23 protein-coding genes are annotated in these 22,404 nt (G+C 62.3%); 3 read left to right on the forward strand and 20 right to left on the reverse strand.

Annotated elements, in window-relative coordinates; all coding sequences use genetic code 11:
• Positions 1-14 precede the first annotated feature (14 nt).
• The 14 genes from M3B90_RS07525 to M3B90_RS07590 form a co-directional block, all read right to left on the reverse strand.
• Entirely contained in the window at positions 15-341 is a 327-nt protein-coding gene (locus M3B90_RS07525) for an Lsr2 family protein (RefSeq protein ID WP_259889519.1), read from the reverse strand.
• Positions 342-475: 134 nt separating this feature from the next.
• The gene (locus M3B90_RS07530) at positions 476-709 is read right to left on the reverse strand and encodes a hypothetical protein (RefSeq protein ID WP_259889521.1); all 234 of its coding nucleotides are present in this window, start codon (positions 707-709) and stop codon (positions 476-478) included.
• 10 nt (positions 710-719) lie between these two features.
• Positions 720-1,568: a pantoate--beta-alanine ligase gene (panC, locus tag M3B90_RS07535; protein WP_259889523.1), complete on the reverse strand. Its 849-nt coding sequence runs from the start codon at positions 1,566-1,568 to the stop codon at positions 720-722.
• Complete coding sequence (locus M3B90_RS07540) at positions 1,565-2,434, reverse strand: Rossmann-like and DUF2520 domain-containing protein (protein ID WP_396122484.1); 870 nt, start codon at positions 2,432-2,434, stop codon at positions 1,565-1,567. Before M3B90_RS07540 ends, panC begins: the two co-directional genes overlap by 4 nt.
• Before the next feature lie 20 nt (positions 2,435-2,454).
• On the reverse strand, positions 2,455-4,077 hold the full coding sequence (locus tag M3B90_RS07545; protein ID WP_259889527.1) for a PH domain-containing protein: 1,623 nt from the start codon (positions 4,075-4,077) through the stop codon (positions 2,455-2,457).
• Positions 4,074-4,634 (reverse strand): PH domain-containing protein, encoded by a 561-nt coding sequence (locus tag M3B90_RS07550; protein ID WP_259889529.1) that lies wholly within the window; start codon positions 4,632-4,634, stop codon positions 4,074-4,076. The genes M3B90_RS07545 and M3B90_RS07550 overlap by 4 nt, the downstream gene beginning before the upstream one ends.
• A 31-nt stretch (positions 4,635-4,665) precedes the next feature.
• Positions 4,666-5,181 carry a DUF3180 domain-containing protein gene (locus tag M3B90_RS07555; RefSeq protein ID WP_259889530.1) on the reverse strand — a complete coding sequence of 172 codons (516 nt, stop codon included), beginning with the start codon at positions 5,179-5,181 and terminating at the stop codon, positions 4,666-4,668.
• On the reverse strand, positions 5,178-6,107 hold the full coding sequence (folK, locus tag M3B90_RS07560; RefSeq protein WP_259889531.1) for a 2-amino-4-hydroxy-6-hydroxymethyldihydropteridine diphosphokinase: 930 nt from the start codon (positions 6,105-6,107) through the stop codon (positions 5,178-5,180). The genes M3B90_RS07555 and folK overlap by 4 nt, the downstream gene beginning before the upstream one ends.
• The gene (folP, locus tag M3B90_RS07565) at positions 6,104-7,054 is read right to left on the reverse strand and encodes a dihydropteroate synthase (protein ID WP_259889532.1); all 951 of its coding nucleotides are present in this window, start codon (positions 7,052-7,054) and stop codon (positions 6,104-6,106) included. The genes folK and folP overlap by 4 nt, the downstream gene beginning before the upstream one ends.
• A gap of 41 nt (positions 7,055-7,095) precedes the next feature.
• Positions 7,096-7,698 (reverse strand): GTP cyclohydrolase I FolE, encoded by a 603-nt coding sequence (gene folE / locus M3B90_RS07570; protein ID WP_259889533.1) that lies wholly within the window; start codon positions 7,696-7,698, stop codon positions 7,096-7,098.
• Positions 7,699-7,750: 52 nt separating this feature from the next.
• A complete protein-coding gene (gene ftsH / locus M3B90_RS07575) occupies positions 7,751-9,784 on the reverse strand; it encodes an ATP-dependent zinc metalloprotease FtsH (RefSeq protein WP_259889534.1) in 2,034 nt (677 codons plus the stop codon).
• Between the two features lie 116 nt (positions 9,785-9,900).
• On the reverse strand, positions 9,901-10,446 hold the full coding sequence (hpt, locus tag M3B90_RS07580; RefSeq protein ID WP_396122480.1) for a hypoxanthine phosphoribosyltransferase: 546 nt from the start codon (positions 10,444-10,446) through the stop codon (positions 9,901-9,903).
• A gap of 44 nt (positions 10,447-10,490) precedes the next feature.
• Positions 10,491-11,591 (reverse strand): tRNA lysidine(34) synthetase TilS, encoded by a 1,101-nt coding sequence (gene tilS / locus M3B90_RS07585; RefSeq protein WP_259889536.1) that lies wholly within the window; start codon positions 11,589-11,591, stop codon positions 10,491-10,493.
• On the reverse strand, positions 11,588-13,090 hold the full coding sequence (locus M3B90_RS07590; protein WP_259889537.1) for a D-alanyl-D-alanine carboxypeptidase/D-alanyl-D-alanine-endopeptidase: 1,503 nt from the start codon (positions 13,088-13,090) through the stop codon (positions 11,588-11,590). Before M3B90_RS07590 ends, tilS begins: the two co-directional genes overlap by 4 nt.
• A gap of 194 nt (positions 13,091-13,284) precedes the next feature.
• On the opposite strand from M3B90_RS07590, the gene M3B90_RS07595 reads away from it, so the two are divergent.
• Positions 13,285-13,797, forward strand: coding sequence for an inorganic diphosphatase (locus M3B90_RS07595; protein WP_016664322.1), 513 nt, complete (start codon positions 13,285-13,287; stop codon positions 13,795-13,797).
• Positions 13,798-13,869: 72 nt separating this feature from the next.
• Here M3B90_RS07595 and M3B90_RS07600 read toward each other — a convergent pair whose 3' ends face one another.
• Positions 13,870-14,637, reverse strand: a complete 768-nt coding sequence (locus M3B90_RS07600; RefSeq protein ID WP_259889540.1) for a hypothetical protein — start codon at positions 14,635-14,637, stop codon at positions 13,870-13,872.
• Between the two features lie 43 nt (positions 14,638-14,680).
• Positions 14,681-15,388, reverse strand: a complete 708-nt coding sequence (locus tag M3B90_RS07605; RefSeq protein ID WP_259889541.1) for a peptide deformylase — start codon at positions 15,386-15,388, stop codon at positions 14,681-14,683.
• 290 nt (positions 15,389-15,678) lie between these two features.
• On the opposite strand from M3B90_RS07605, the gene M3B90_RS07610 reads away from it, so the two are divergent.
• Both M3B90_RS07610 and M3B90_RS07615 read left to right on the forward strand, forming a co-directional pair.
• Positions 15,679-16,758, forward strand: a complete 1,080-nt coding sequence (locus M3B90_RS07610) for an ABC transporter ATP-binding protein (RefSeq protein WP_259889543.1) — start codon at positions 15,679-15,681, stop codon at positions 16,756-16,758.
• Positions 16,759-16,858: 100 nt separating this feature from the next.
• Complete coding sequence (locus tag M3B90_RS07615) at positions 16,859-18,112, forward strand: DUF4032 domain-containing protein (protein ID WP_259889545.1); 1,254 nt, start codon at positions 16,859-16,861, stop codon at positions 18,110-18,112.
• A gap of 12 nt (positions 18,113-18,124) precedes the next feature.
• Here M3B90_RS07615 and rlmB read toward each other — a convergent pair whose 3' ends face one another.
• The 4 genes from rlmB to M3B90_RS07635 form a co-directional block, all read right to left on the reverse strand.
• The gene (gene rlmB, locus M3B90_RS07620; RefSeq protein ID WP_259889547.1) at positions 18,125-19,087 is read right to left on the reverse strand and encodes a 23S rRNA (guanosine(2251)-2'-O)-methyltransferase RlmB; all 963 of its coding nucleotides are present in this window, start codon (positions 19,085-19,087) and stop codon (positions 18,125-18,127) included.
• A gap of 8 nt (positions 19,088-19,095) precedes the next feature.
• Positions 19,096-20,532: a cysteine--tRNA ligase gene (gene cysS, locus M3B90_RS07625; RefSeq protein WP_259889550.1), complete on the reverse strand. Its 1,437-nt coding sequence runs from the start codon at positions 20,530-20,532 to the stop codon at positions 19,096-19,098.
• 79 nt (positions 20,533-20,611) lie between these two features.
• Complete coding sequence (locus M3B90_RS07630) at positions 20,612-21,118, reverse strand: phage holin family protein (protein ID WP_259889553.1); 507 nt, start codon at positions 21,116-21,118, stop codon at positions 20,612-20,614.
• 75 nt (positions 21,119-21,193) lie between these two features.
• On the reverse strand, positions 21,194-22,354 hold the full coding sequence (locus tag M3B90_RS07635; RefSeq protein WP_259889556.1) for a LacI family DNA-binding transcriptional regulator: 1,161 nt from the start codon (positions 22,352-22,354) through the stop codon (positions 21,194-21,196).
• Positions 22,355-22,404 lie beyond the last annotated feature (50 nt).

The raw sequence follows: 22,404 nt of genomic DNA on the forward strand, positions 1-22,404 counted from the left end.
TTCTTGAGCTTCTCTTAGCTTTCGTGAGCCGCGTAGTACGCCTCGCGCACATCGGCAGCGATGCGGCCGCGATCCGAGACGTTGTAGTTGTTGTCAAGCGCCCACTTGCGGATCTTTGCAGTTTCCTTCGCACTGCTCGGTGTGCGCGAGCTGCGACGGGCACGGCCACCCACGCGACGTGCCGCGACGATCCACTTCGTCATGTCGCTGTGGAGTTCCTCAACGTGAGCGTTCGATAGGTCGATCTCGTAATCAACGCCCTCGAGGGAGAACGAAACGGTGAGATCAGCCTTCGAACCATCGAGATCATCGACGAGTTCGGTAAAAGTCTTAGTTGCCATCGAGGCCATCCTCATAATGTTTTAGAACCGTGGACAACCGATTCAGCTTTCGAATGCTTCAACGGTTAAAAAACAGGATAGGGTTTCTCACCAATCCTGGCAAGCGTCTTATGGAGTTTCGGAACCGTTTTTATCTACTTCGACTCTGGTGTTTCGGCGCTGTTTCTCGCTCGCGGAGTTTCGCTCCTGCGCACAAAGCGTGCGGCCTCGGGGTGTGCGGCGATGTATTCGCGCTCAGCGTCTCTTTCGGCCTCCCGCTGGCGTTTATCGGCGCGCAGAATCGCCCGAAGAATAACCCAAAAAAGCAGGCCAATCCCGATCGAGGGCAAAAGCGCCCCGAGCTCAAAGGCCCAGTCAATATTTCCCACTCTCCGCCTCCTACGCCGTTTCCTTAATCCCGGACGGCACGAGGTTGACGCTCGCATTGTCGATGAGGCGCACGCCCTCGACCCTCGCCGCAAGCAAAACGAGGGCTTCGCCCACGTATGCGTCGTCAATTTCCTCAAATGTCGCGGGATTGACCGCAAGCCGGTAATCCCACGTCACGCTCGAAGAATTCTCCTTATTGCGAAGGAGCCGGAGAAGCTCGGGCGCCGTTGGGCACTCAACAGTTTTGGAGAGTAGAACGGAAAGCGCGAGGGCATCCTCGCGTCCCTTGGCAGTCAAATAGCTATTGCGAGAGCTGCGCGCGAGCCCAGTTTCCTCACGGACGATCGGCACGCCCACAATTTCGATTCCAAGGTTGAAATCGTGCACAAGGCGCCGAATGATCGCGAGCTGCTGCGCATCCTTTTGTCCAAAAACCGCGATATGCGGCTGAGCGAGGAGGAAAAGCTTCAAAACGACGGTAGCCACGCCGCTAAAGTGCCCCGGGCGAATCTCACCCTCGAGCACGCGGCCGAGAGGTCCCACATCCACCTTGAACGGTTCCGGATACGGGTACATGTCGCGCACTTCGGGAGCGAACATCGCATCGGCGAAATCGTCGACGAGCGCGAGATCGTCCTCGAGAGTTCGCGGGTAGCGCTCGTAATCTTCCCCGGGGCCGAACTGCAGCGGGTTCACGAAGTTCGAAACGATCACTGAATCCGCGCGCGAGCGCGCCTCGCGAACGAGGCTGAGATGCCCCTCGTGGAGCGCCCCCATCGTAGGTACGAGCGCAACACTCCCCTTGAGCGAGGCTCTGTATGCTTGCAGTTCCTTCACGGTGGGGATAAGCGTGGTCATGAATCCTGCCTCGTGTTTCTCTCGTGCGACAGCAGCAACTCTAACGCGGCATATTCACTCTCGCCGATCGGTGCGATGTCGAGTGCAGCACGCGCGAGGGCGCGGTAGGTGGGCAGCGCGCCCCCCAGGTCCAGCTCCTCGATCGCCACGAGGTGGTTTTCGACGGTGCCTGCGTCACCGCGTTGCACGGGCCCCGTGAGCGCTCCCGGCCCAAGCCTGAGCGATTCCTCAAGGCTCGCATTCAGAAGTGGACCCACGAGCGCGGAAGGATCTTCGACCCCGATTGCATCGAGAATCTGGAGCACCTGGCTCACGAGCACTACGAGATGGTTTGAGCCGTGCGCGAGAGCCGCGTGATAGGCAGTGCGATCGCCCTCCGCAATGTCGATGCTCACGCCATCGAGCTCGAGCACGAGGGCCTTCGCGATGGGTGCAAACATGGGACGCGCGGTGATCGCCCACGGGCAGCCCACGAGTCTGCCGAGGTCGAGCGAGGTGCCCGTGAAAGTCATGGCCGGATGGAGCGCGAGCGTGATCGCACCCGCCTCCTCGAGAGGGCGCAGCACCTCGATCCCATAGCGACCGGACGTGTGCACGATGATCTGAGCTCCCGGGACGATACCGCGCTTCGCGAGGCTCGACGCGAGCGGCGCGAGCTCGTCGTCGGGAACCGCCAGAATCACGAGTTCACTGCGCTCAATCACCTCGTCAGGAGTGAGGATTGGGGCGCCGGGAAGAAGAACATCGGCTCTCTCCCGGGAAGCGTCGGACCTCGCGACGACCCCCGTGACCTGGTGCCCCGCGGCGCGAAGCGCGTTGCCAAGTACCGCGCCCACGCGTCCTGCCGAGATGACGCCCACGCCCATGCGGGCGGGATTGGAGGGGCTCACGCGGTACCGCCCAGAAGTCGCGGCTCAAGCCAGCTTCCGCGTTCGGTGAATCGGCGGGATGTGCCCGCGTCAGCGCCAAGGCTTGCACACAGCGCGGCCGCATCCGCAACCGGGATGTCGCTCACGTGAAAGGAGCCGCCCGCATAGGCGACTGTGATGTCTGCGCTGCCAATGCGGAGTGCGATCGGCCCCTGGGAAATCTCGACACCCTGGATGCGGTCGCGAGGAATGACCGTGAGAGTGCGCTTAAGCCACCCCGTGCGGGCGATAAGCGCGTGACGACTGAGCGCATACACGTGCGTGTGACGCGAGATCGGGCTCGTCCAGTGGAAGGGGCGCGTTCCCGGAAGCTGCGACTGCGGAACTGAGAGGAAACCTCTGAGGAGGGCCGCGTCACTCACGCCGAGAACCGCGGCGCTCGGTGCCTCTGAACCGTCGCGCATGGCGCGGTGATGGACGAGGTCTCCCGTGGGAGGCATGAGGTGAGTAAGCGTCGCGTCGAGCTCACTCGCCGTGCCCACGGGAAGGATGCGGCCAGACGACTCCGTGACCGACTCAAGTTCATCCATGCCCGCGGTACTCACGGACACGTCGAACCATCCCCGTGAGCGCCACAGGAGCGGCTGCGAGATCTCCGCCTGCTGGATCTTCGCGGCAGTGAGGTTGTCGCTTCTGGAATTAATTAGGCCTCGGCGTGCGCGGAGTCCGGCCGAAGTCGCGCGCGACGTGAAGCCCCAGCTTGACTCGAGGCGCGAGAAGATCATGCGCGGGCCGGCAAGAAGGGCGGGAACGATGGCGAAGAGCGATGCAGCCGAGAAGGTGAACTCTCCGCTCGCGAACGAACCGATGAGCCACACCGCAGTCATGACGAGAGTAAACGCCATGCCGATCATGAGCGAGATGTCGAGCAGAAGCGAATGTAGAACGCGCGAGGTGGGGATCCGCGCCAGAAGCTCACCGTCGGAATCCGAGTCGAAGGCGATTGACTTGGCGCGCTCGCCGATGCTCTGAGTGCTTTCCTCCACCCTGCTTGGGCCCTCGCTCTCGGGAGCCAGGGGCGCGTACTCGGCCGGAGCAGCACCGGCGGGCATCTGCTCCGCGGTCTGTGCGTCCCCGCGTGCAAGCTCGAGCACGGTCGAGTGGATGTCCTCGGCCTTTACCCTCCCGAGATACTCGAGATCCACGTGGGACTCGCCCGCTCCCGCAAGTTCAATCTTGACCTTCGAAAGTCCCACGAGCCGGGCCACGAAAGGACGTTCGACGGAAACGGAATCAATGCGCTGGCGTGGTGCAATCCTTCTCGATGTGCTCAGGAACTTTCGGCGCACAAACACGCCTTCGTCGGTCACGGCGTATTTTGTCGTCCACCACGGGAGGATCGCGAAGAGAACAGCGACAACCACAATCCCCGCAATGCCGAGCGCAATGAGTCCGAGGTTCTCGGTATTAACAACGCCGTTCGTGACGAGATCCTCGATGAGGTCAAAGTTTTGGAACCCCACGATGGCAATGAGGCCGACGATGACCTTCCACCCCGTCACGATTGGTGTGAGCGGATGGAAACGGGTGTACGCGGATTCCGGCGGGTCGTTCCTGACGGCTGCGTTTTCCTCGCTCACAGCGCCGCCATCTTTTCGTGGGCTTCGCGCGTCACGAGGTCGCGGATGCGCTCAGCCTCGCGGCGCTCAAGGCCCGGGATCGACACATCCGAAAGCGCGCCGCCCGCGGTCTTGAGCGTGATCGTCGAGAGGCCAAACGCCCGCTCAATCGGACCCTCGTTAATGTTGATGTCCTGGATCCTGCCGTAAGGAAGAATCGTGACAGAGCGGAAAAGAATCCCCTCGCGGAACACAATGTCGTTCTCGCGCGTGAGGTAGCCAAGAGCGCGTGCGCGCCGAGGGGTGAACACGATCGACTGGGCCACGAAGAGGTACACGGGAATGGTGCACAGGTGCACCCACCACGGCCACGACAACACGACCGTGACAATGTGGAGCGCGATGCACGCCGCAATCATGAGCACCCACCGGGCGAGTTTGCCGAGGAAACGCACCTTGACGAGCTTGGGGGAAACACGCGCGGTGCGCGGATCGGTCGCTGAGAAAGGCTCGTCGAGCATCGTGCGCTCGACATCGGCGGCCTCGAGGGTCGGCATCGGGGCTACGGAGTTACTCATGGGAACCTTTCTAACACAGCAGCGAGGCGACTCACACCGAGCTCGCGCCCTCCTCGGCGCGTCCGCCGGAGCCTCGGTCATTCGGAGGGAGGGTCCCCCACCGCTCGACTATGAGGCCAATGATCGCGAGAGCGAGAGCGCTGAGCGCATCGAAGCCGAGCGGAAGAATCGCTCCAGCGAGTGTGCCGCCCCCAGAAATTGCGAGGTAGGTGCACATGCCTGCGTAGAAACCGGCACCAATCGCGCCCGTGTAGGCCGCTGCCCGTGCGGCGAGGATGATCCTGTAGGCCACGACCATATCGATGTGATGCTTACGCGGCGTGAGCGGATGAGTCTTCGCGCGCTCACGCGACTCATCAAGGTACCTCTTCACGCGAAGCCCGAGGTAGAGGACTATTCCGGCGATGATCAGGAAGACGGCACCGGGCATGAGTCCCGCGACGGGCACGGGCTCGCCGCGCGACGCAAACGCGAGAGAGAACGCATGACCGCCGAGCCCCGCCACGAGGGCGATCCCGAGAAGCCGAAGCGCCGGGGTCTTTTTCATCGCGTTCCTTCACTCCCGCGCGGAGCGGTCGCGTATCCCGCAATGCGGGGTCCTGGTCGCAAGCCCGCGCGGTCGGGAGCCCTCTTCACGAGTTCCGACGCTTGTCGGCCATCAGGGAGGCACCACGTGGGGTCGATGTCGAGCACCGGGGCAAGCACGAAGGCGCGCTCGTGCGCGCGCGGGTGCGGAAGCGTGAGGTGCTCATCGTCGCTCACGAAGTCGCCCCACGAAATGAGGTCGAGGTCGAGCGTGCGCGGCCCCCACCTAAGCGTGCGCGTTCGCCTCGCAGCGTTCTCGATCTCATGAAGGGAATCGAGGAGCTGCCACGGGCTGAGCGAGGTCTCGATAAGGCACGCGGCGTTGAGATACACGTCCTGGTCGACATCACTCACCGGATCGGTTTCGAACACGCGGCTCGCTGCGACAAGACGGGTTTCGGGCATCCTCGCGAGTGCCACGAGGGCGCCCGCGAGAAAATCTTCGCTGTCGCCGAGGTTGGAACCGAGAGCGACGAAAGCGCGCACGGGCTCGGCCCGACGGATGATGCGGACGCGCGCGTCCGCAAAGGGCTGCGGGATCGGAGCGGAAGGCTTGTGCACACACACGCTTACCTCGCGCACAAGGGAACTGTTCTCAAGCACCCGCATAGCGATGCGCTCGGCGAGAGTCTCGATCAGATTGACGCTCTCTTCAGAGACGACTTCCTCAACGATCGCCGCGGCGTCCGCATAACTCACGCTGCGTTCAAGTGCATCGTCGCGCCCCGCGGAGCGCGTGTCCACGCTCATATCGACGTCAACGAAAAAATCGTGGCCCTCGGCTTTCTCGTGGTCGAACACCCCATGCTTGCCGTGCACGCGAACACCTTTGAGCACAATGTGGGAAAGCACCGCGGGCGCAGCAAAGGCAATATCGCTCCAGGTCATGCTCGCTCTCCTTCCCCGTAGTTGCGGTCTGCAACGCTCGCCCCGAGGCTCATCTCACGCCCGTGAGGGCCTGCCATGAGACGTTGCATGATCCGAATGTTGGCAACAGTGGACGCGACGTCGTGGACGCGAACGGCCCACGAGCGACGAAGCTGAGCGAGGCCGCTCAGCGCTGCTGTGCCCGCATCTCGATCAATATCGAGTGCGCTCACGAAGCGTTTGCGGCTCACCCCGATGAGGAGGGGGTACCCGAGCGCCTCAACCTCGGTGATCTGGTCGTAGAGATCCCAGTTGTCTTCACCCGTTTTCGAGAACCCGAAACCGGGATCAGCGACGAGACTTTCGCGCGGAATGCCGGCGCGAATCGCCCTTTCGATCTGCGCCCCGAGCTCATGCGCGACGTCCGCGCCTATCGCTTCGTAGCCTGCGCGGGCCATCGCCTCTTCGGAGTGACCGCGCCAGTGCATCGCGATGTACACGGGCGGTGCACCAAGCCTCGTCGTGAGGCCCGCGACGGCCTGAAACATCTCGGGATCTGCGAGGCCTGCGGAAACGTCGTTGACGATGAGCGCCCCCGCTTCAATCGCCGCGCGCGCAACCGAGGCGCGCATAGTATCGATGCTCACGGGGATGCCGCGCGTTGAAAGCGCCGCGACCACGCTCACCGTTCGTTCGAGTTCTTCACTCTCACTCACACGCGTACCGCCGGGCCGCGTGGACTCACCGCCAACGTCGATGATGTCCGCTCCCTCTTTCATGAGGCGCTCGGCATGCGCGATCGCTCCGTCAAACGTGTTGTGCTGACCACCGTCGGAAAACGAATCCGGGGTCACGTTCAGAACCCCCATGACGAGGGTGCGCTCACAGGAAAGCGACGCGGGAAGGCCTCCCACATGGCGCCAAGCGGGCGCGCTCGAAAAGTTCAGAATCGAACGCACGGCACTCATGTCATGTCCTTTCCCGCCGCTAGCGGCGCTCTCATGAAGAATTAGTGATGTAGGCCCGTGAGGATGAGGCTCATGGCTTCGGATCGCGTTGCCGCGTTGGACTGGAGCGAGCCACGCACGGCGCTCGTCACTGTTTCGGCGTTTGGGGACTTCACGCCTCGCATCGCCATGCACAGGTGCTCTGCCTGGAGCACCACGATCGTGCCGTGCGCGTGAAGCTCCTCGTGGATCGCGTCCGCGATCTGGCTCGTGAGGCGCTCTTGCACTTGGGGCCTTGCCGCATATCCCTCGACGAGCCGCGCGAACTTCGAAAGACCTGCGACGGTGCCGTCCTTGCCCGGCACGTACCCAACGTGGGCGCGCCCGAAGAACGGCACGAGGTGGTGCTCGCACATCGAGTAAAAGCTGATGTCACGAACGAGAACCAGTTCACGGTGTTCGACCTCGAACTTGGTCTGCATGTGGACGCGAGGATCCTCGTGCAGGCCGCGAAACACCTCGGCGTACATGCGGGCAACGCGGGCAGGGGTATCAAGCAATCCATCGCGGCGTGGATCTTCGCCGATCGCTTCGAGGATCTCGCGCACGGCGCGCTCAATCCGGTCGTGGTCGACGCTCTCCACCGCACTGTGGTTCTCGCTCATGAATCCTTCTTTCTTCGCGAAAGCGCTGCTCGCGCGGGATCCGAGAAACGCTTCACTCGGCGCCGGGGATGTGAGGCGAACCGTCACCGGGCTGCGGAAGCTCGGGCGGTGTTCCGCCGAGTTCCTCACCAGCCTGCTGGTTCTCTGTGCCATCCGGCGCACTGCTACCGATCGTACCGGGACGATCGCTTCCCGCGAGGGGTTCGGTGAACACGGGTCGATCCTGGCTCGACTGCCACACCTCACGGGGCGGGCGCTTCGTCACGTCTTTGAAGATCTCCGCGAGCTCCTTCTCGCCAAGAGTCTCTTTCTCGAGGAGCTCTTCGACAAGGTGATCGAGCACCGCGCGATTGGTCTTAATGACGCTCCAGGCTTCGTCGAGGGCATTGTCGAGGAGGCGACGAATCTCTTCGTCGATCAGGCGAGCCGTGTCTTCGCTGTAACCGGGGCCCTGGCCCTGCTGCATGCCTACGAAAACCTCGTCTTGGCCCTTACCGAAGGCGACCTGACCCACGATCCCGCTCATGCCGAGTTCGGTGACCATCGCACGCGCAATGCTCGTCGCGTTCTTGAGGTCGGAGCTTGGTCCAGTGGTCACGTCGTGGAAGATGCCTTCTTCGACCGCGTAACCGCCCATGGCGTAGGCGAGGCGATCAAGGAGCTCGTTTCGGCTCTGATAGTTGCGATCGGCCGTCGGCACGACCATCGTGTATCCGCCCGCGCGGCCACGTGGCAGAATCGTGACCTTCGTGACGGGGGCGGAATTGTTGAGAGCTGCGGCAACGAGTGCGTGACCGCCCTCGTGGTACGCCGTCATTTGGCGCTCGCGCTCGCTCATGACCTTCGAGTAGCGCTGCGGACCCATCGACACACGGTCGATCGCTTCATCGAGGGCGCGCATATCGATGATCTGGTTGCCGGAACGCGCCGTCAGGAGCGCGGCCTCATTGAGGACGTTTGCGAGGTCCGCACCACTCATCCCGATCGAGCGGCGCGCGATGTTGTCAAGGTCAACGTCAGAGGCGAGCGGCTTGCCCTTCGCGTGCACGTCAAGGATCTTGCGGCGACCCTTGAGATCGGGGGTTTCAACGGCGATTTGCCGATCGAAACGACCGGGTCGAAGGAGGGCAGGGTCGAGGATATCCACGCGGTTCGTCGCAGCAATAAGAATGACGTTCTGGTTCTCCTCAAAGCCATCCATCTCGACGAGCATCTGGTTGAGGGTTTGCTCACGCTCGTCGTGACCGCCGCCCATGCCAGCACCGCGGTGACGACCGACGGCATCGATCTCGTCGATGAAAATAATGGCAGGAGCATTTTCCTTCGCCGTATTGAAAAGGTCGCGCACACGGCTCGCGCCAACGCCCACGAACATCTCGACGAAATCCGAACCCGAAATCGAGTAGAACGGTACCCCAGCCTCGCCCGCAACGGCCTTCGCGAGGAGGGTCTTACCAGTGCCGGGGGGACCGTATAGAAGCACGCCCTTCGGGATCTTCGCGCCGACGGCGTGGTAGCGCTCTGGGCTCACGAGGAATTGCTTGATCTCGTCCAGTTCCTCGACAGCCTCATCGGCGCCCGCGACATCTTCGAACGTCACCTTGGGCATGTCCTTGTTGAAGAGTTTCGCCTTCGACTTGCCGAATTGCATCGCTCGGCCGCCACCCTGGGCGTTCATCATGAAGAACCAAAAAAGGCCGAGGATCACGAGAAGCGGGAAGAACGTGAGTAGGAGCTGCCCCCACCATGAGGGGGTCGCGATCTTATCCGTGTACCCCTTCGACGGTTCGGCCTCGTTCACGGCCTTCACGACGTCGTCACCGCGCGCCGTCACATACGAGAACGCAACGCGCTTGCCCTTGTCTTTGAAGTCCTTCGTGAGCACAAGGTTGACGCGCTGCTGATTGCCGTCAATGATCTCCGCTTGCTCAACGGTGTCGCCTTTGAGAAGGGCGAGCCCCTGTTCGGTATCGATCTCCTGGAATCCACCGCGGCCGAAAATGCTCAGTGCGAGGAGAACAATCGCGAGGGTCGCGAGGCTCCACAGCCAAAGGTTACGGACGGGCGATTTCTTTTTTTCTGCCATGTGAAGTGCTAATTCTTACGTTCTTGTCGGGCGGGGCGATTGCCTCGCGCATGTCATTAATGAGCGTGAATCTACCCCGAATCGCTGGGCCGGGCCTGTCAGAAACCCCGATGTTCTCAATCGGCGTAGACGGCCGGCTTGAGAATGCCGACATAGGGGAGGTTTCGATACTTTTCGGCGTAGTCGAGCCCGTAGCCGATCACAAATTCGTTCGGGATATCGAAGCCCACGTATTTGACGTCGATATCCACTTTGACCGCTTCGGGCTTGCGCAGGAGCGTGCAGATTTCGACGCTCTTCGGGCCGCGCGAGAGGAGATTCGTGCGCAACCAGCTAAGCGTGAGGCCCGAATCGATGATGTCTTCAACGATGAGCACGTGACGATCGGTGATGTCGGCGTTCAAATCTTTGAGGATGCGCACGACACCCGAAGACTTCGTTCCGCTGCCATACGAACTCACCGCCATCCAGTCCATGTCGACATCGAGCGTGATCGCGCGGGCGAGGTCAGCGACAACCATGACGGCGCCCTTGAGGACGCCGACGAGGATCGGGGCCTCGCCTTCGTAGTCACGGTCAATGTCTGCGGCAAGTTCACTGATGCGCTCGCGGATCGTCTTCTCATCGAGCAGGATGCGCTCGACATCCTCATCCATGGTCATGGGGCCCCTTCCCGGTGCGTCGCATTGTCGAGGTCGCGAGAAGCTCAGCGCGGCGTGCCGGGGAAGCCGGTGCTTCCCGCACGAAAAACGATGAGTCCTTCGTCGCGTATCGCTTCGATCTTACCCGGAAGAGGAATGGGGCCCTGACCTCGGTAGGCGGTGACGAGCGAATCAACGTGAAGGATCTGACGTCGAAGAAGCGACTTGCCGGAACTCGCGCCCGCGAGCGCACTCGCCTTAGCGATTGCGCGTTTGATCACCCGGGTGCGCAACGCACGGTCAAGGGGGGCTAGAGCGTAGGCATCGAGCGCGAGCAGTCCGGGGGTTGCGCTCGGGGGGTTCCGACGCAGGCCAGCAAACGTCTCTTCCGCTTCTTTTTCGAGGTAGTCGGCATCATCACGAAGAAGGTCGGCCGTACGTACGAGATTCGCCGCGATCTGATCTCCGAAGACTTCAGCGAGCATCGGCAGCGCCCGCGCGCGTGCGGCGACTCGCAAATATGCCTCGTCGTCGTTCATCGGATCGTTCCACACGTCAAGGTCGAGCGCGTCGCACACTGCGCGCGTGTCACGCCGCCACAGCCCAGTTTTCTCATCTCGCCCCGTGCCCAGGAACGGGCGAAGAAGCCCCCCGCGCTTTCTCGGGATCCCCGCGAGAGAGCGCGCACCCGAGCCGCGCGCGAGCCCCAGAAGAACCTGCTCAGCTTGGTCATCGAGCGTATGACCGAGGAGAAGGGCGAGAGCCGCGCGTTCCTCGAGCATGTCGTCGAAGGCCTCGTGACGAGCGACTCTCGCGGCGTTTTCGAGCCCGCCCTCTGCCGACGAGTCCACATGGATCCGGCGGATATGACACCGCGCAAGGCCGAGCCGCTCGCACTGAATCGCGGCTCGCTCGGAGACCGAAGCAGAGTTTTCGGAAAGTCCGTGGTCGATGAGCACCGCCTCGACCTCGAGACCCAGCCGCGAGGCGACCCACTGCGTCGTCGCGGCGAGTGCGAGAGAATCTGCGCCTCCGCTCACGCCAACGAGGATGCGTGGCGCGAGCTGCGCGCCATCGGAACGGTCGGCGCATTCCTCGAGTCTCGCCACGAGGGCGGTCTTCACCGCGACTCGCGCCCGCGCAACGGGTTCCGGAGGTCCGCTCACTGACCTTGCCCTTCTGCGGGCTCAGCGTCGACGGGTGACTTCGGGGCGTCATAGAGGCCGGCAGGCGTCGGACCCCCCGCCGAAATCATCGCGCTCGCGACGTAATCCACGAGGGCCCGCGCTTCACCGTACCCGTTAGCTTTCGACTCGTACGCGAAAATCGCGTAGCCAACCACACGACCGTCCGAGAGAACTGTCGTACCGGCGAGAGTTGAGGTTCCCGAGAGCGTTCCGGTCTTGCCGCGCACGACGCCGCGGGCTTCCTCGGCACCGACCTCACCAAAGCGTTCTTTGAGCGTCCCCGTGAGAGCACCGATGGGGACGAGCGCAAACGTGTCCCTGATCTCGGGCGGGGCCTCCCCCGACGCCCATGCCGTCAAATGCGCAAGGAGCGACGGTGAAATTCGATTGTCTTTCGAAAGGCCCGAGTTATCGGCGATGACGAGCCCCTCGATCGAGAAGCCCCCCTCGCGCGCGACCTCGTCAATCTCAGCTTTCACGGCTTGTCGTGCTCCCGCCACGGTTCCCGGATGCCCCGTGCGCACCGCAGCGAGGCGTGCGAGAGTTTCAGCGAGAGAATTGTCGGAATAAAGAAGAGTGTGCGCGATCAAATCGCTCAAGGGTGCGGAGTGAATGGTCCCCAGTTCTCGAGCGCCGTCAGGCGCCGTGGCTCGTACCGGGTCTCCCTCGACTGTGATCCCTCGTTCGGTGAGGAGCTTTGCGAAAGCCTTCGCCGCATCGAGTGAAGGATCCGCGGATTTCGCGCCGTATTTCGTGCCGTCGGCGCGGCCTCCGTCGACTCCAAGCGGTGTGATTGGGGCAACCCAGCCGCCAGCGGGGCCATTCTCGCCCCAGGCAGGATTCAATGGGTCATTGCCGAAAAGAGAGTCGTCAAACGCGAGCGCCACGCTCGTGCGCCCCTCTGCCTTGAGCTTCTGAACGGTTTGATCCGCAAGTGAGGCCAGTGACGCCCGGACGATCCCCTCTTTCGTTTCGTTCGGCTTCACGGTGAGTAAATTGTCACCACCCCCCACGAGCACAATTCGCTCGCCATCGAGCACGGCGCGCGTCGTGAAAGTCGCATCGGGACCCATCGCCTTCGCCGCCGCGAGCGCTGAGAGAAGCTTCATGGTCGAGGCGGGGGTAAGGTTCACGCCGGAATCGCGTTCGGCAATCACCTCACCACTTTCCGCATCGACCATCGCATACGAAAGCTTTCCCGAGTACGCTCCGAGCTGTGGGAGCGCTTCAACAGCCGCATTGATTTGTTCACCGCTGACCTTTGACACAGGTGACGCAGCGTCAATCGGCCGCGCGTCCTCCGCACGCGGCCACGCCTCTCCCTTGGCCGGAACACCTTCCGGATCGACCGTGTCTTCCGTACGAACGGTGAGAATGCCGGGAAAGGCATCGACGAGGTCCCCGAACGTGTAAAAGGTTACGGGGAGCGCGAACGCAAGGATTGCGGCGACGACTTCGACGGTCTTCGAATTCCCCATCTGTTCCTGCTCCTTCCCAGCTTGAAAAGCCCGTCCTGCGCACCCATGTGTCTGTGACTTCGTGCAAAGTTTACGCATGCGCGGATAGCGCACACCCCGTAACGCCGCCCGCGCACGAGGATCTTCGCTATTGTGGCACGCAGAGGGCGAGCCCCTCAGAGACAAGAAATACCTTAGGCAATGGAGTCACACACGTGGAATTCGACGTCACGATCGAGATCCCCAAGGGAAATCGCAATAAGTACGAGGTCGACCATCACAATGGTCGAATCCGGCTCGATCGCATGCTCTTTACGGCAACCCGCTACCCCGATGACTACGGGTTCATCGAAGGGACTCTCGGTGAGGACGGCGACCCGCTCGACGTGCTCGTTCTCCTCGAAGAGGCGACTTTCCCCGGCTGTCTGATCCGATGCCGCGCACTCGGCATGTTCCGCATGCGTGACGAGTCCGGCGGCGACGACAAGATCGTCGCGGTCCCCGTCGGCGATAAACGCCAGATTCGCCGCCAAGAGCTTACCGATATCTCCGAGTTCCACCGCCTCGAAATTCAGCACTTCTTCGAGGTCTACAAGGATCTCGAGCCCGGTAAGAGCGTCGAAGGAGCTCACTGGGAGGGCCGCGACGACGCCGAAGAGGAAATCCGCGCCTCCTACCGCCGCGCAAAGGGAACCGAACACGAAAACGAGTTCACGCAGGACATCTGAGCATTCTGCTTGAGACAAAAGGCGCTTCCGGAAGACCCGGAAGCGCCTTTTATCTACGGCACGCTTTGAGGACTAGGCGTCACCCTTAGTGTCGTCGTTGTAGGCACTGCTTTCTGATTTCTCGACGAGCGTGGAAGAAACCGGCTCGTCGGCGTGGCTAAAGACCTCGCGAGCGGCTTCGATCACGGTCTTCGTGAGTGCCTTATTGCCGAGGCCCCCGATCACGGCACCGATGCCGAACGGGATGAGGCGCCCCGCCCACAGGCCCGTAAATCGGCGCGTCACGGTGCGACGGATCCAGCGATTGACCTGAGTATTCACCGCGTCGGCAACAAACGGCGGCGCCATGCCATCGAGAACCGTCGACCATTGAAGTCCGTTCTTCCCGAGCGCTTTCGTCACAATCTCCGCTCCTCGCTCACCGCCGAGGATCGCGAGGATCACCGTGCGGCGCACCGACGGCTTACTCATGTCCACGCCACGCACGTGGGCGATACCAAGGGTGAGGAAGGCGCATGCCTCGGCGAAGGCAAGGCCTTCGCCTGCGGTGAGAGCTATGGCGGTTGCGGTGCCGACTGCGGGAAGTGCTGCCGTTCCGCCGATGCCGATGCCGGTAGCCACGGCAAGCTTCGTGAAGTGGCCTTCAAGCCGGGCAATGATCTGATCGTCGCTCCACGTGGGGTTCTTACGGCGAAGCGAATCGACGTATTTGCGGGCAATCGGCCCCTGGATGGCGAGGGCTCTATCGATAAGTTCAAACTGCTTGTCATCGAGGACCGAATCCTCGCCCTTGCCCTTCCCGCTCGATTTCTTCGATGTGCGCAGGTCCTTCGAGGCCATTGCTCTCCTTTTCGTGGACGCTATCGAGCACTTTCGGGCACGTTCACGCCCGCGTGCGGTGAAGATCGACGGCGCCGGGTTCGAGGTTCACCACGTCGCCGCGCAGTCCAAGGTAACGAACCGCGTCTGAAAGGTCCGTGTAACGGTGCAAGTAGGAATCTTGCACAAACGAACGATCGACACCGCGATCGTGGCACAAGATGCCGTCGAGATGATCGCTCTCGTGCTGGAAAATGCGGGCGCTCCAGCCAGTCCACTCCTCGTCAAGTTCGCGAACCTCACCATCCGCGAGAATCGCGGTCCCGAATACTCGCACACTTTTCGGGCGAGGTACGAGCGAGCGCCAGCCATCGACGCTCAAGCATCCTTCCCACCCAAAAGTCACGGTGTCCTCCCCCTCCACTTCTTCGTAACGAGGATTAATCACGGCCATGAGTGGAAGGTTGTCGCGCTCGTAGCGATCGTCGTCAGCATCGCGCTCTTCGCCCTCTTCGTGCACCCGGTCTTCCATCACCACGAGTCGAATAGGCACCCCCACTTGCGGGGCAGCGACACCGACGCCCGGGGCCTCGTGCATCGTCACAACAAGCGCATCGATGAACGCACTGAGCAGCTCCGGATCAAGCAAACGCGCGGCGTTCTTTGATCTCGCCCGAAGGGCCGGATGACCCGCTTGCACAATCCTGAGCGGTTCACTCTCACTCCCCCGCTTTGCGAGGGTCTTCTCAATCAATTCCGCGAGGCTCGTCATGAGACCGCCGCCTTTCACTCTCGTCACCATCGCTTCGTGATCAGTCCCGCTTCCTCGCATCGCCGCGCTCTGCAGCTCGCAGAACTACGGATCGGTGCGACCGGGGCAAGCGTCGGACTCCCCGACCACCCTACGGGCCCTCCCAAGCCGAAACGCCACGATCACCATTCGGCGCGTCCCGTATGGCCAGCGCCACAGTGAGGTATTGTTATGTCCACGCCAGCAAGGAACGCTGGTTGTTACTTCACAACGGATCGTCCGGCACGTACCTGCCGGTGAAGGGAATACCCATGGCAAAGGTTATCTACGACCACGCAAGCCGCATCTACCCGGGCAGCGATAAGCCCGCGGTTGACGACCTCAACATCGAGATCGAAGACGGCGAATTCCTCGTTCTCGTCGGCCCCTCGGGCTGCGGTAAGTCCACCTCGCTGCGTATGCTCGCCGGTCTCGAAGAAATCGACGCTGGCCGCATCTTCATCGGTGATCGCGACGTCACCAACGTTCCGCCGAAGGATCGCGACATCGCGATGGTGTTCCAGAACTACGCCCTGTACCCGCACATGTCGGTTGCCGACAACATGGGCTTCGCTCTCAAGATTGCCGGTACGCCGAAGGATGAGATCCGCAAGCGCGTTGAAGAAGCCGCGAAGATTCTCGACCTTGAGCAGTACCTCGACCGCAAGCCGAAGGCTCTCTCGGGTGGTCAGCGCCAGCGTGTCGCCATGGGTCGCGCGATCGTGCGTTCGCCCCAGGTGTTCCTCATGGACGAGCCGCTCTCGAACCTCGACGCAAAGCTCCGTGTGTCGACCCGTACTCAGATCGCGTCGCTCCAGCGCCGCCTCGGCGTCACGACCGTCTACGTGACCCACGACCAGACCGAAGCTATGACGATGGGTGACCGCGTCGCCGTTCTCGCCGGTGGCGTGCTCCAGCAGATCGACTCGCCGCAGCGTATGTACGATCACCCGAACAACGTTTTCGTCGCTGGCTTCATTGGCTCGCCCGCCATGAACCTTGTTGAGCAGCCCCTGACCGATCAGGGCGTCGCCTTCGGTGGCTCCGTGATCCCGGTTGATCGCTCGACCCTTTCGGAGTCGAACGAGAAGGCCGTTACGGTTGGCGTTCGCCCCGAGGATCTCGAGCTCGCCTCGGATGGTCTCCCCGTCGAGGTCGACATGGTTGAGGTTCTCGGTGCCGATGCTTACGTCTACGGTCGCCTCGCTGGCGCTGGCGAGACGGACAAGCCGATCATCGCCCGTGTCGATGGCCGCCGCCCTCCGCAAAAGGGCGAGACCGTGCACTTCCACCCGAAGGCCGATCACGTGCACCTGTTTGATCTGAAGTCGGGCAACCGACTCGGTGACTGATCGTTTCCTTTCCTTCCACGAGGAAACATTCACAAAGAAGGCACGCGAATCGCGTGCCTTCTTTGCATACCCACCCCGAGAGTAGGGGAGAATAGGAGACATGGCACCCATCGAGATCTCCGCAGCGCGAGCGGACGAGGCACTCCTCGATCTGCCGTGGAGCCTGCCACTAGCCGAGTGGCCCGATTCCCTCCTCGCCTCACTCCCGCGCGGTATTTCCCGCCACGTCGTGCGCTTCGCGCGCGTAAGCGGGCGAGTTCTCGCGCTCAAAGAGATCAACGTCAATCTTGCACGGGGTGAGTTCACGACCCTGCGCCTGCTCGGAAAATTGGGAATCCCTGCCGTCGAGCCGTTCGCTGTCGTAAGCGGGCGAGAATCATCCGTCGATGGTCACGAACTCGACGCCATCCTCATCACCCGCCACCTCCAATACTCACTTCCCTACCGGGCTGTCTTCTCGCAGCTCAATAGCGAAGACACAGCCCGCAAGCTCCTGGATGCCCTCGCAGTTCTGCTCGTGCGCCTCCACCTCGTGGGCTTCTATTGGGGCGATGTCTCGCTCTCCAACACGCTCTTCAAGCGCGACGCGGGCGCCTTCGCGGCCTATATCGTCGACGTCGAAACGGGCCAGCTCGAAGATCACCTCACCAAGGGCCAGCGCGAGTACGACCTCGACATCGCGCGCACGAACATCGTTGGAGAAATGCTCGATCTTCAGGCAGCCGAACAGCTGCCCGAAAATGTTGACCCGATCGCCGTGGGCGATCTCCTTCTCGAGCGTTACAACGAGCTGTGGGACGCCCTCACTGGACGCGAGACCTTCAGCGCGAACGAACGCTGGCGCGTGAGCGCGCGTATCGAAAAACTCAATGAACTCGGCTTCGATGTCGATGAACTCGACATGACAACGGACCTCGACGGCACGACCGTGACGGTACAACCCAAGGTCGTGGATGCGGGCCACCACAGAAGGCGCCTCATGCGTCTCACGGGCATCGATGCCCAGGAGAACCAAGCTCGACGGCTCCTCAACGACCTCGATCAGTTCCGCGCCCTCACCAATCAGCAGGGCGAAGAAGAAGAGTTCGTCGCCCACGAGTGGCTCCAGGAACAATACGAGCCAGTTGTGCGGGCGATCCCGCGAGCGATGAGGAAGAAGCTTCCGGCGCCAGAGTTTTACCACGAGCTTCTCGAGCACAAGTGGTTCATGTCCCAGCGTCTCGGCACGGACGTCACGTGGGATAAAGCCGTCCAGGACTACATCTTGAACGTCCTCGCTTACCGCCAGGACGAGCGCGCCCTCATCACGTCCGAGACCTCAGCGATCCCGATCGTGACCGACACGGAGTTTTAAGCCCAGCTCGCGCTAGGCGCGCCCGGTGCGTGCGCGCGTTCCCGCGATTTCATAAAGCACGATCGACGCGGCAACCGAGGCGTTGAGAGACTCCGTCGTGGCCGCCATGGGAATCGACACGATCGCGTCGCACTTCTCACGCGTAAGTCGGGAAATCCCCTTGCCCTCAGCTCCTACGACAAGCATGATCGGAGAGGTCGCGAGGTCCATGTCCCGCGGCTCAAGCTCCCCATCGGCATCGAGCCCCACGACGAATACGCCTTGCTTCTTGAGCGAATCGATCGCGCGGTTGAGGTTCGTGACCTGTGCGACCTTCACGCGCGTGGCGGCGCCCGCCGCGACCTTGTACACGCTCGCCGTCATGCCCACGCTGCGACGCTCGGGGATGATCACACCATGCGCACCGAAAGCGCCGGCGCTTCGGAGGATCGCACCGAGGTTACGCGGATCCGTGATGCCATCGAGCGCGATGAGCAGGGGTGTATCGAAATCGTCCGCGGCTATATCGAGGAGGTCGGCAGGGCTTGCGTATTCGTAAGGCGGGAGGGTGAGCGCGACGCCCTGGTGAATCGCGTCGTCGGTGAGGCGGTCGAGCTCGGGTCGGGTTGCCTCGTGAAGTTGCAGCCCTCGTTTGTGAGCGAGGCGCATGATCTCTCGCACGCGCTCATCGGCGTCGAGCCTGATCGCGAGGGTGAGCGAGAGCGCTTCTACACCCTCCTGAAGCGCTTCAAGCACGGAGTTGCGCCCCGCGATCACGGTGGGACGGTTCGCGGCGTCCTTGGGCGATTTGCGCTGCGGGCGGCGCTTGCCCGTCTTCGCACCGGATTTTCCGACGGTGTCGCGGCCTCCCTTGTAGGCCTTGTGATGAGGGCGATCTTCTGCCTTGGGAGTGGGGCCTCGCCCTTCGAGCCTGCGGCGGCGCACGCCGCCGGAACCAACCTTGGGGCCCTTGCGGGAGCTCTTGTGTCCTGCCATGGTCTCTCCTAGTTTGTAAGGCTCCAGCGGGAGGAGCCCGCGGAGTCCTCGATGCGAATGCCTGCGGCGGCGAAGCGATCGCGGATCGCGTCGGCCCTCTCCCAGTCCTTGTTCTTGCGTGCTTCGGCGCGTTCCTCGAGTTGAGCGCGGATCAGCGCGTCGAGCGCCTCGTGCTCCGCCCCGTTTGCCCCTGATTCTTCGGCCCATTGCGCGCCGAGCAGATCGAGGCCGAACACGTCGAGCATGTCTCGCAGCTCGTTTACGGCATGCGCGACCTCGCTCGCATTGACCGTCGCGCTCGCAAGAAGCGTGTTGAGCTGCCCGTGCCGCTCGTGGATCACGGCGAGAGCATCTGCAACGCCGAGGTCGTCATTCATCGCCTCGATAAAGCGTTCGGGAAGTGCGCCTTCACCCGGCTCGCGAAGCTCACCGAGTGCTTTAGCCTGCTCGAGTGCTTCGAGGGCACGCGTGAGCGAGCCGCGAAGACGCTCGAGCACGGTTTCCGCTTCCGCTAGGGTTGTCTCGTTGAACTCCACGTTGGTGCGATAGTGAGAACCCACGATCGCTAGGCGCACGGCGGCCGCTGAGTGCTTCTCGAGAACGTCCTCGGCCGTGATGAAGTTGCCGAGGCTCTTGCCCATCTTCATACCGTCGACTGTGAGCATGCCCGAGTGCATCCAACGCTGTGCGAAGCCATACCCGGCACCGTAGCTCTGGGCTTGCTCGTTCTCGTGATGCGGGAAGCGAAGGTCCAGGCCCCCGCCGTGGATGTCGAAGCTTTCCCCCACGTACTTCTTCGCCATCGCCGAGCATTCGAGATGCCAGCCTGGACGGCCCTCGCCGAACGGGGTGGACCATTTCGCGGTCTCTGGCTCGCCCTCCTTCGCTTTCTTCCACAGGGCGAAGTCATGCGGGTCTTGTTTGAGGTTCGAGGCGGCCTCCGCGTCGTCAACCATGTTCCCGATTGACTGGTTCGTGAGAGAGCCGTATTCGGGAAGTGAGGAGACGTCGAAGTACACGCTTCCCTCGCCGTCGGCGTAAGCGTGGCCCCGTTCAATGAGACGCTGCATGAAATCAATCATCTCGGTAACGTGCCCCGTAGCGCGCGGTTCATAATCGGGGCGCACTGCGCCGAGGCGGTCCATGATCTCGCCGAACTTGCGCTCGTTTGCATACGACCACTTCCACCATGCCTCGCCTTCTTCAACCGCGCGCGCGAGGATCTTGTCGTCGATGTCGGTCACGTTACGCACATACGTGACGCGATAGCCGCTCCTCCGCAGCCATCGCACGAGCACGTCAAAGGCCAAAAAGGTGCGAATGTGGCCCACGTGAGGGCCGTCCTGGACGGTGGGCCCGCACACGTAGAGCGAGACCTCCCCTTCCTTGAGTGGCGTGAAATCCGAAACGGTCCTGGTCTTCGAGTCATGAAGTCGTAGAGTCACGTCTTTTAGCCTAGCCTCTCGTGGGTACCGAAAAAGCGAGGAGCACTCGCGGCGCCCCTCGCTTCTCGGTGGTGATGGTTTAGATCTCGCGCGGCGTTGCGGCGCTGACCTGCTTGCCGTAGAGCTCTTCAAACGCGTCGTCGTAGTCCACGGAGTTCGCGCGGCGCTTTCCCTGAACCGAATCGACGGCACTCTTCGCCGTTTCGATCGTGACCTCGGGGGCGGTGATCTTCTTGACGAGGAGGAACGCGATGAGGCCAAGTATGACGCCGAGGAGCACGAGCGAGCCACACACGATGAGGAATGATGCCCACGCGGGCAGCCCGAGGGCTACGAGACCCCATGCACAGAAGAAGAGGAACATCACCCACGCGCTCAAAAGGAAGAACACGAGAACTGCAGCAAGTGCCGCGGCCGCGCCGCCCTTGATGGCAATTCCGGTGATTTCCTTCTTCGCGATCGCGATTTGTTGATCGATCACGGAGGTGAATTCGTTCTTGATCGAGGCGACAAGTTCGCCAATCGACCGCGAGGTTGTGCTCGTTCGACGGTCGTTCGAAGAGCGGTCGTTCGAGGAGTTGATCATGCACTCAGCCTATCAATGCGGCCCCGGAAAGGTTCAGGGGATTCGAAGGGTTTTCTCCGGATGGTGGTGTGATGTTCAGTCGATCGTCACGCGCCGGCGGCGCTGCTGCTCGGGGCGGGGGCCGGCCGAGGACGAGCGGCGGACGATGAGATGCGGGGAAACTGCGGTGTCTCGGGCAGGCCCCTCGTATCCGCCGATGCGTTCGACAAGCATTTGCGCCCCGAGCGCACCGATGCGGCGCGAGTTCGGGTCGATGCTCGTCACTTGCGCAATCCCGGAGGACGCGAGTGAGGTATTGCCGTAACCCGTGACAGCGAGCTGCGCCGGAACGTCGTACCCAGCATCAGCAGCGGCAGAGAGCAGTCCTACGGCTGTCACGTCATTCGAGCACGTAATCGCAGTGGGAACCTGGCTACCTCGCAAAAGCATCGATCCGGCAGTCTGGCCAACTTGCTCACTGAAATCGGCGGGCTCCACTCGCGCGTGCTGCTCGAGGCCGTGGCGCTTCATCGCAGCCTTGAAGGCTGCCGCGCGTTCCTTTGCAACCGCGTAGCCCACACCGCCCACGTGCGCAATCTCTTTGTGACCAAGGCTCACGAGGTGATCAACGAGCAGGCCGAAGCCGGCCTCATCATCGATACGAACCGTGTCGGATTTGCCGATACGCTCCTTAGAGCCCCCGATCGCGACGAGGGGTCGGTTACCGATTGCCTCGAACACCTTGTCGAGCTCAGGAAGCTCGCTGGCCATGATGAAGCCGTCAACACCGAGCGCCGTGAGCGCGGAGATCGTTTCCTCTTCGAGGGTGACGGGGTACTCGGGCATGCGTCGGCGAGTCGGGACGACGACAACGTGGCGGCCGGTTGCCGCGAGCTCGATGCGGATCGAGCGCACGATGTCCGAAATCCACGTGTTGCGCATCGTGTTGACGAGCACCGCGACAACACCGCGGCGGTCATCCTCGCTCGTGAGGTCCTCGAGCGGGTATTGGAGGCGCTCGGCAGTCTCCCGCACCGATGTCACGAGCTTGGAGTTGATATCGGATTCGCCGCGAAGCGCGCGAAGCGCAACCGCGGCGGTGATGCCGAGGGAGTTCGCCACTTCGGTGAGCGTCGCGCGTTCATCGTCGTTACGCTTTTTCGCCTCGGGGGCAACTTCCGCTGCTGCCGCGAGTTCTTCGGGGCTCTCACCGGGTGCGAAATCGTCGTTGATGTCGCCACTTGCTGAATCGTTCATGGAGCCGTAGCCGTCCTTTTCTGTACTGGAAGCCGCGCCGCGGTGGCGCG

Origin of the sequence: Dermabacter sp. p3-SID358 (genome assembly GCF_025147465.1) — a bacterium.
In the GTDB taxonomy this organism is placed as follows: Bacteria; Actinomycetota; Actinomycetes; order Actinomycetales; family Dermabacteraceae; genus Dermabacter.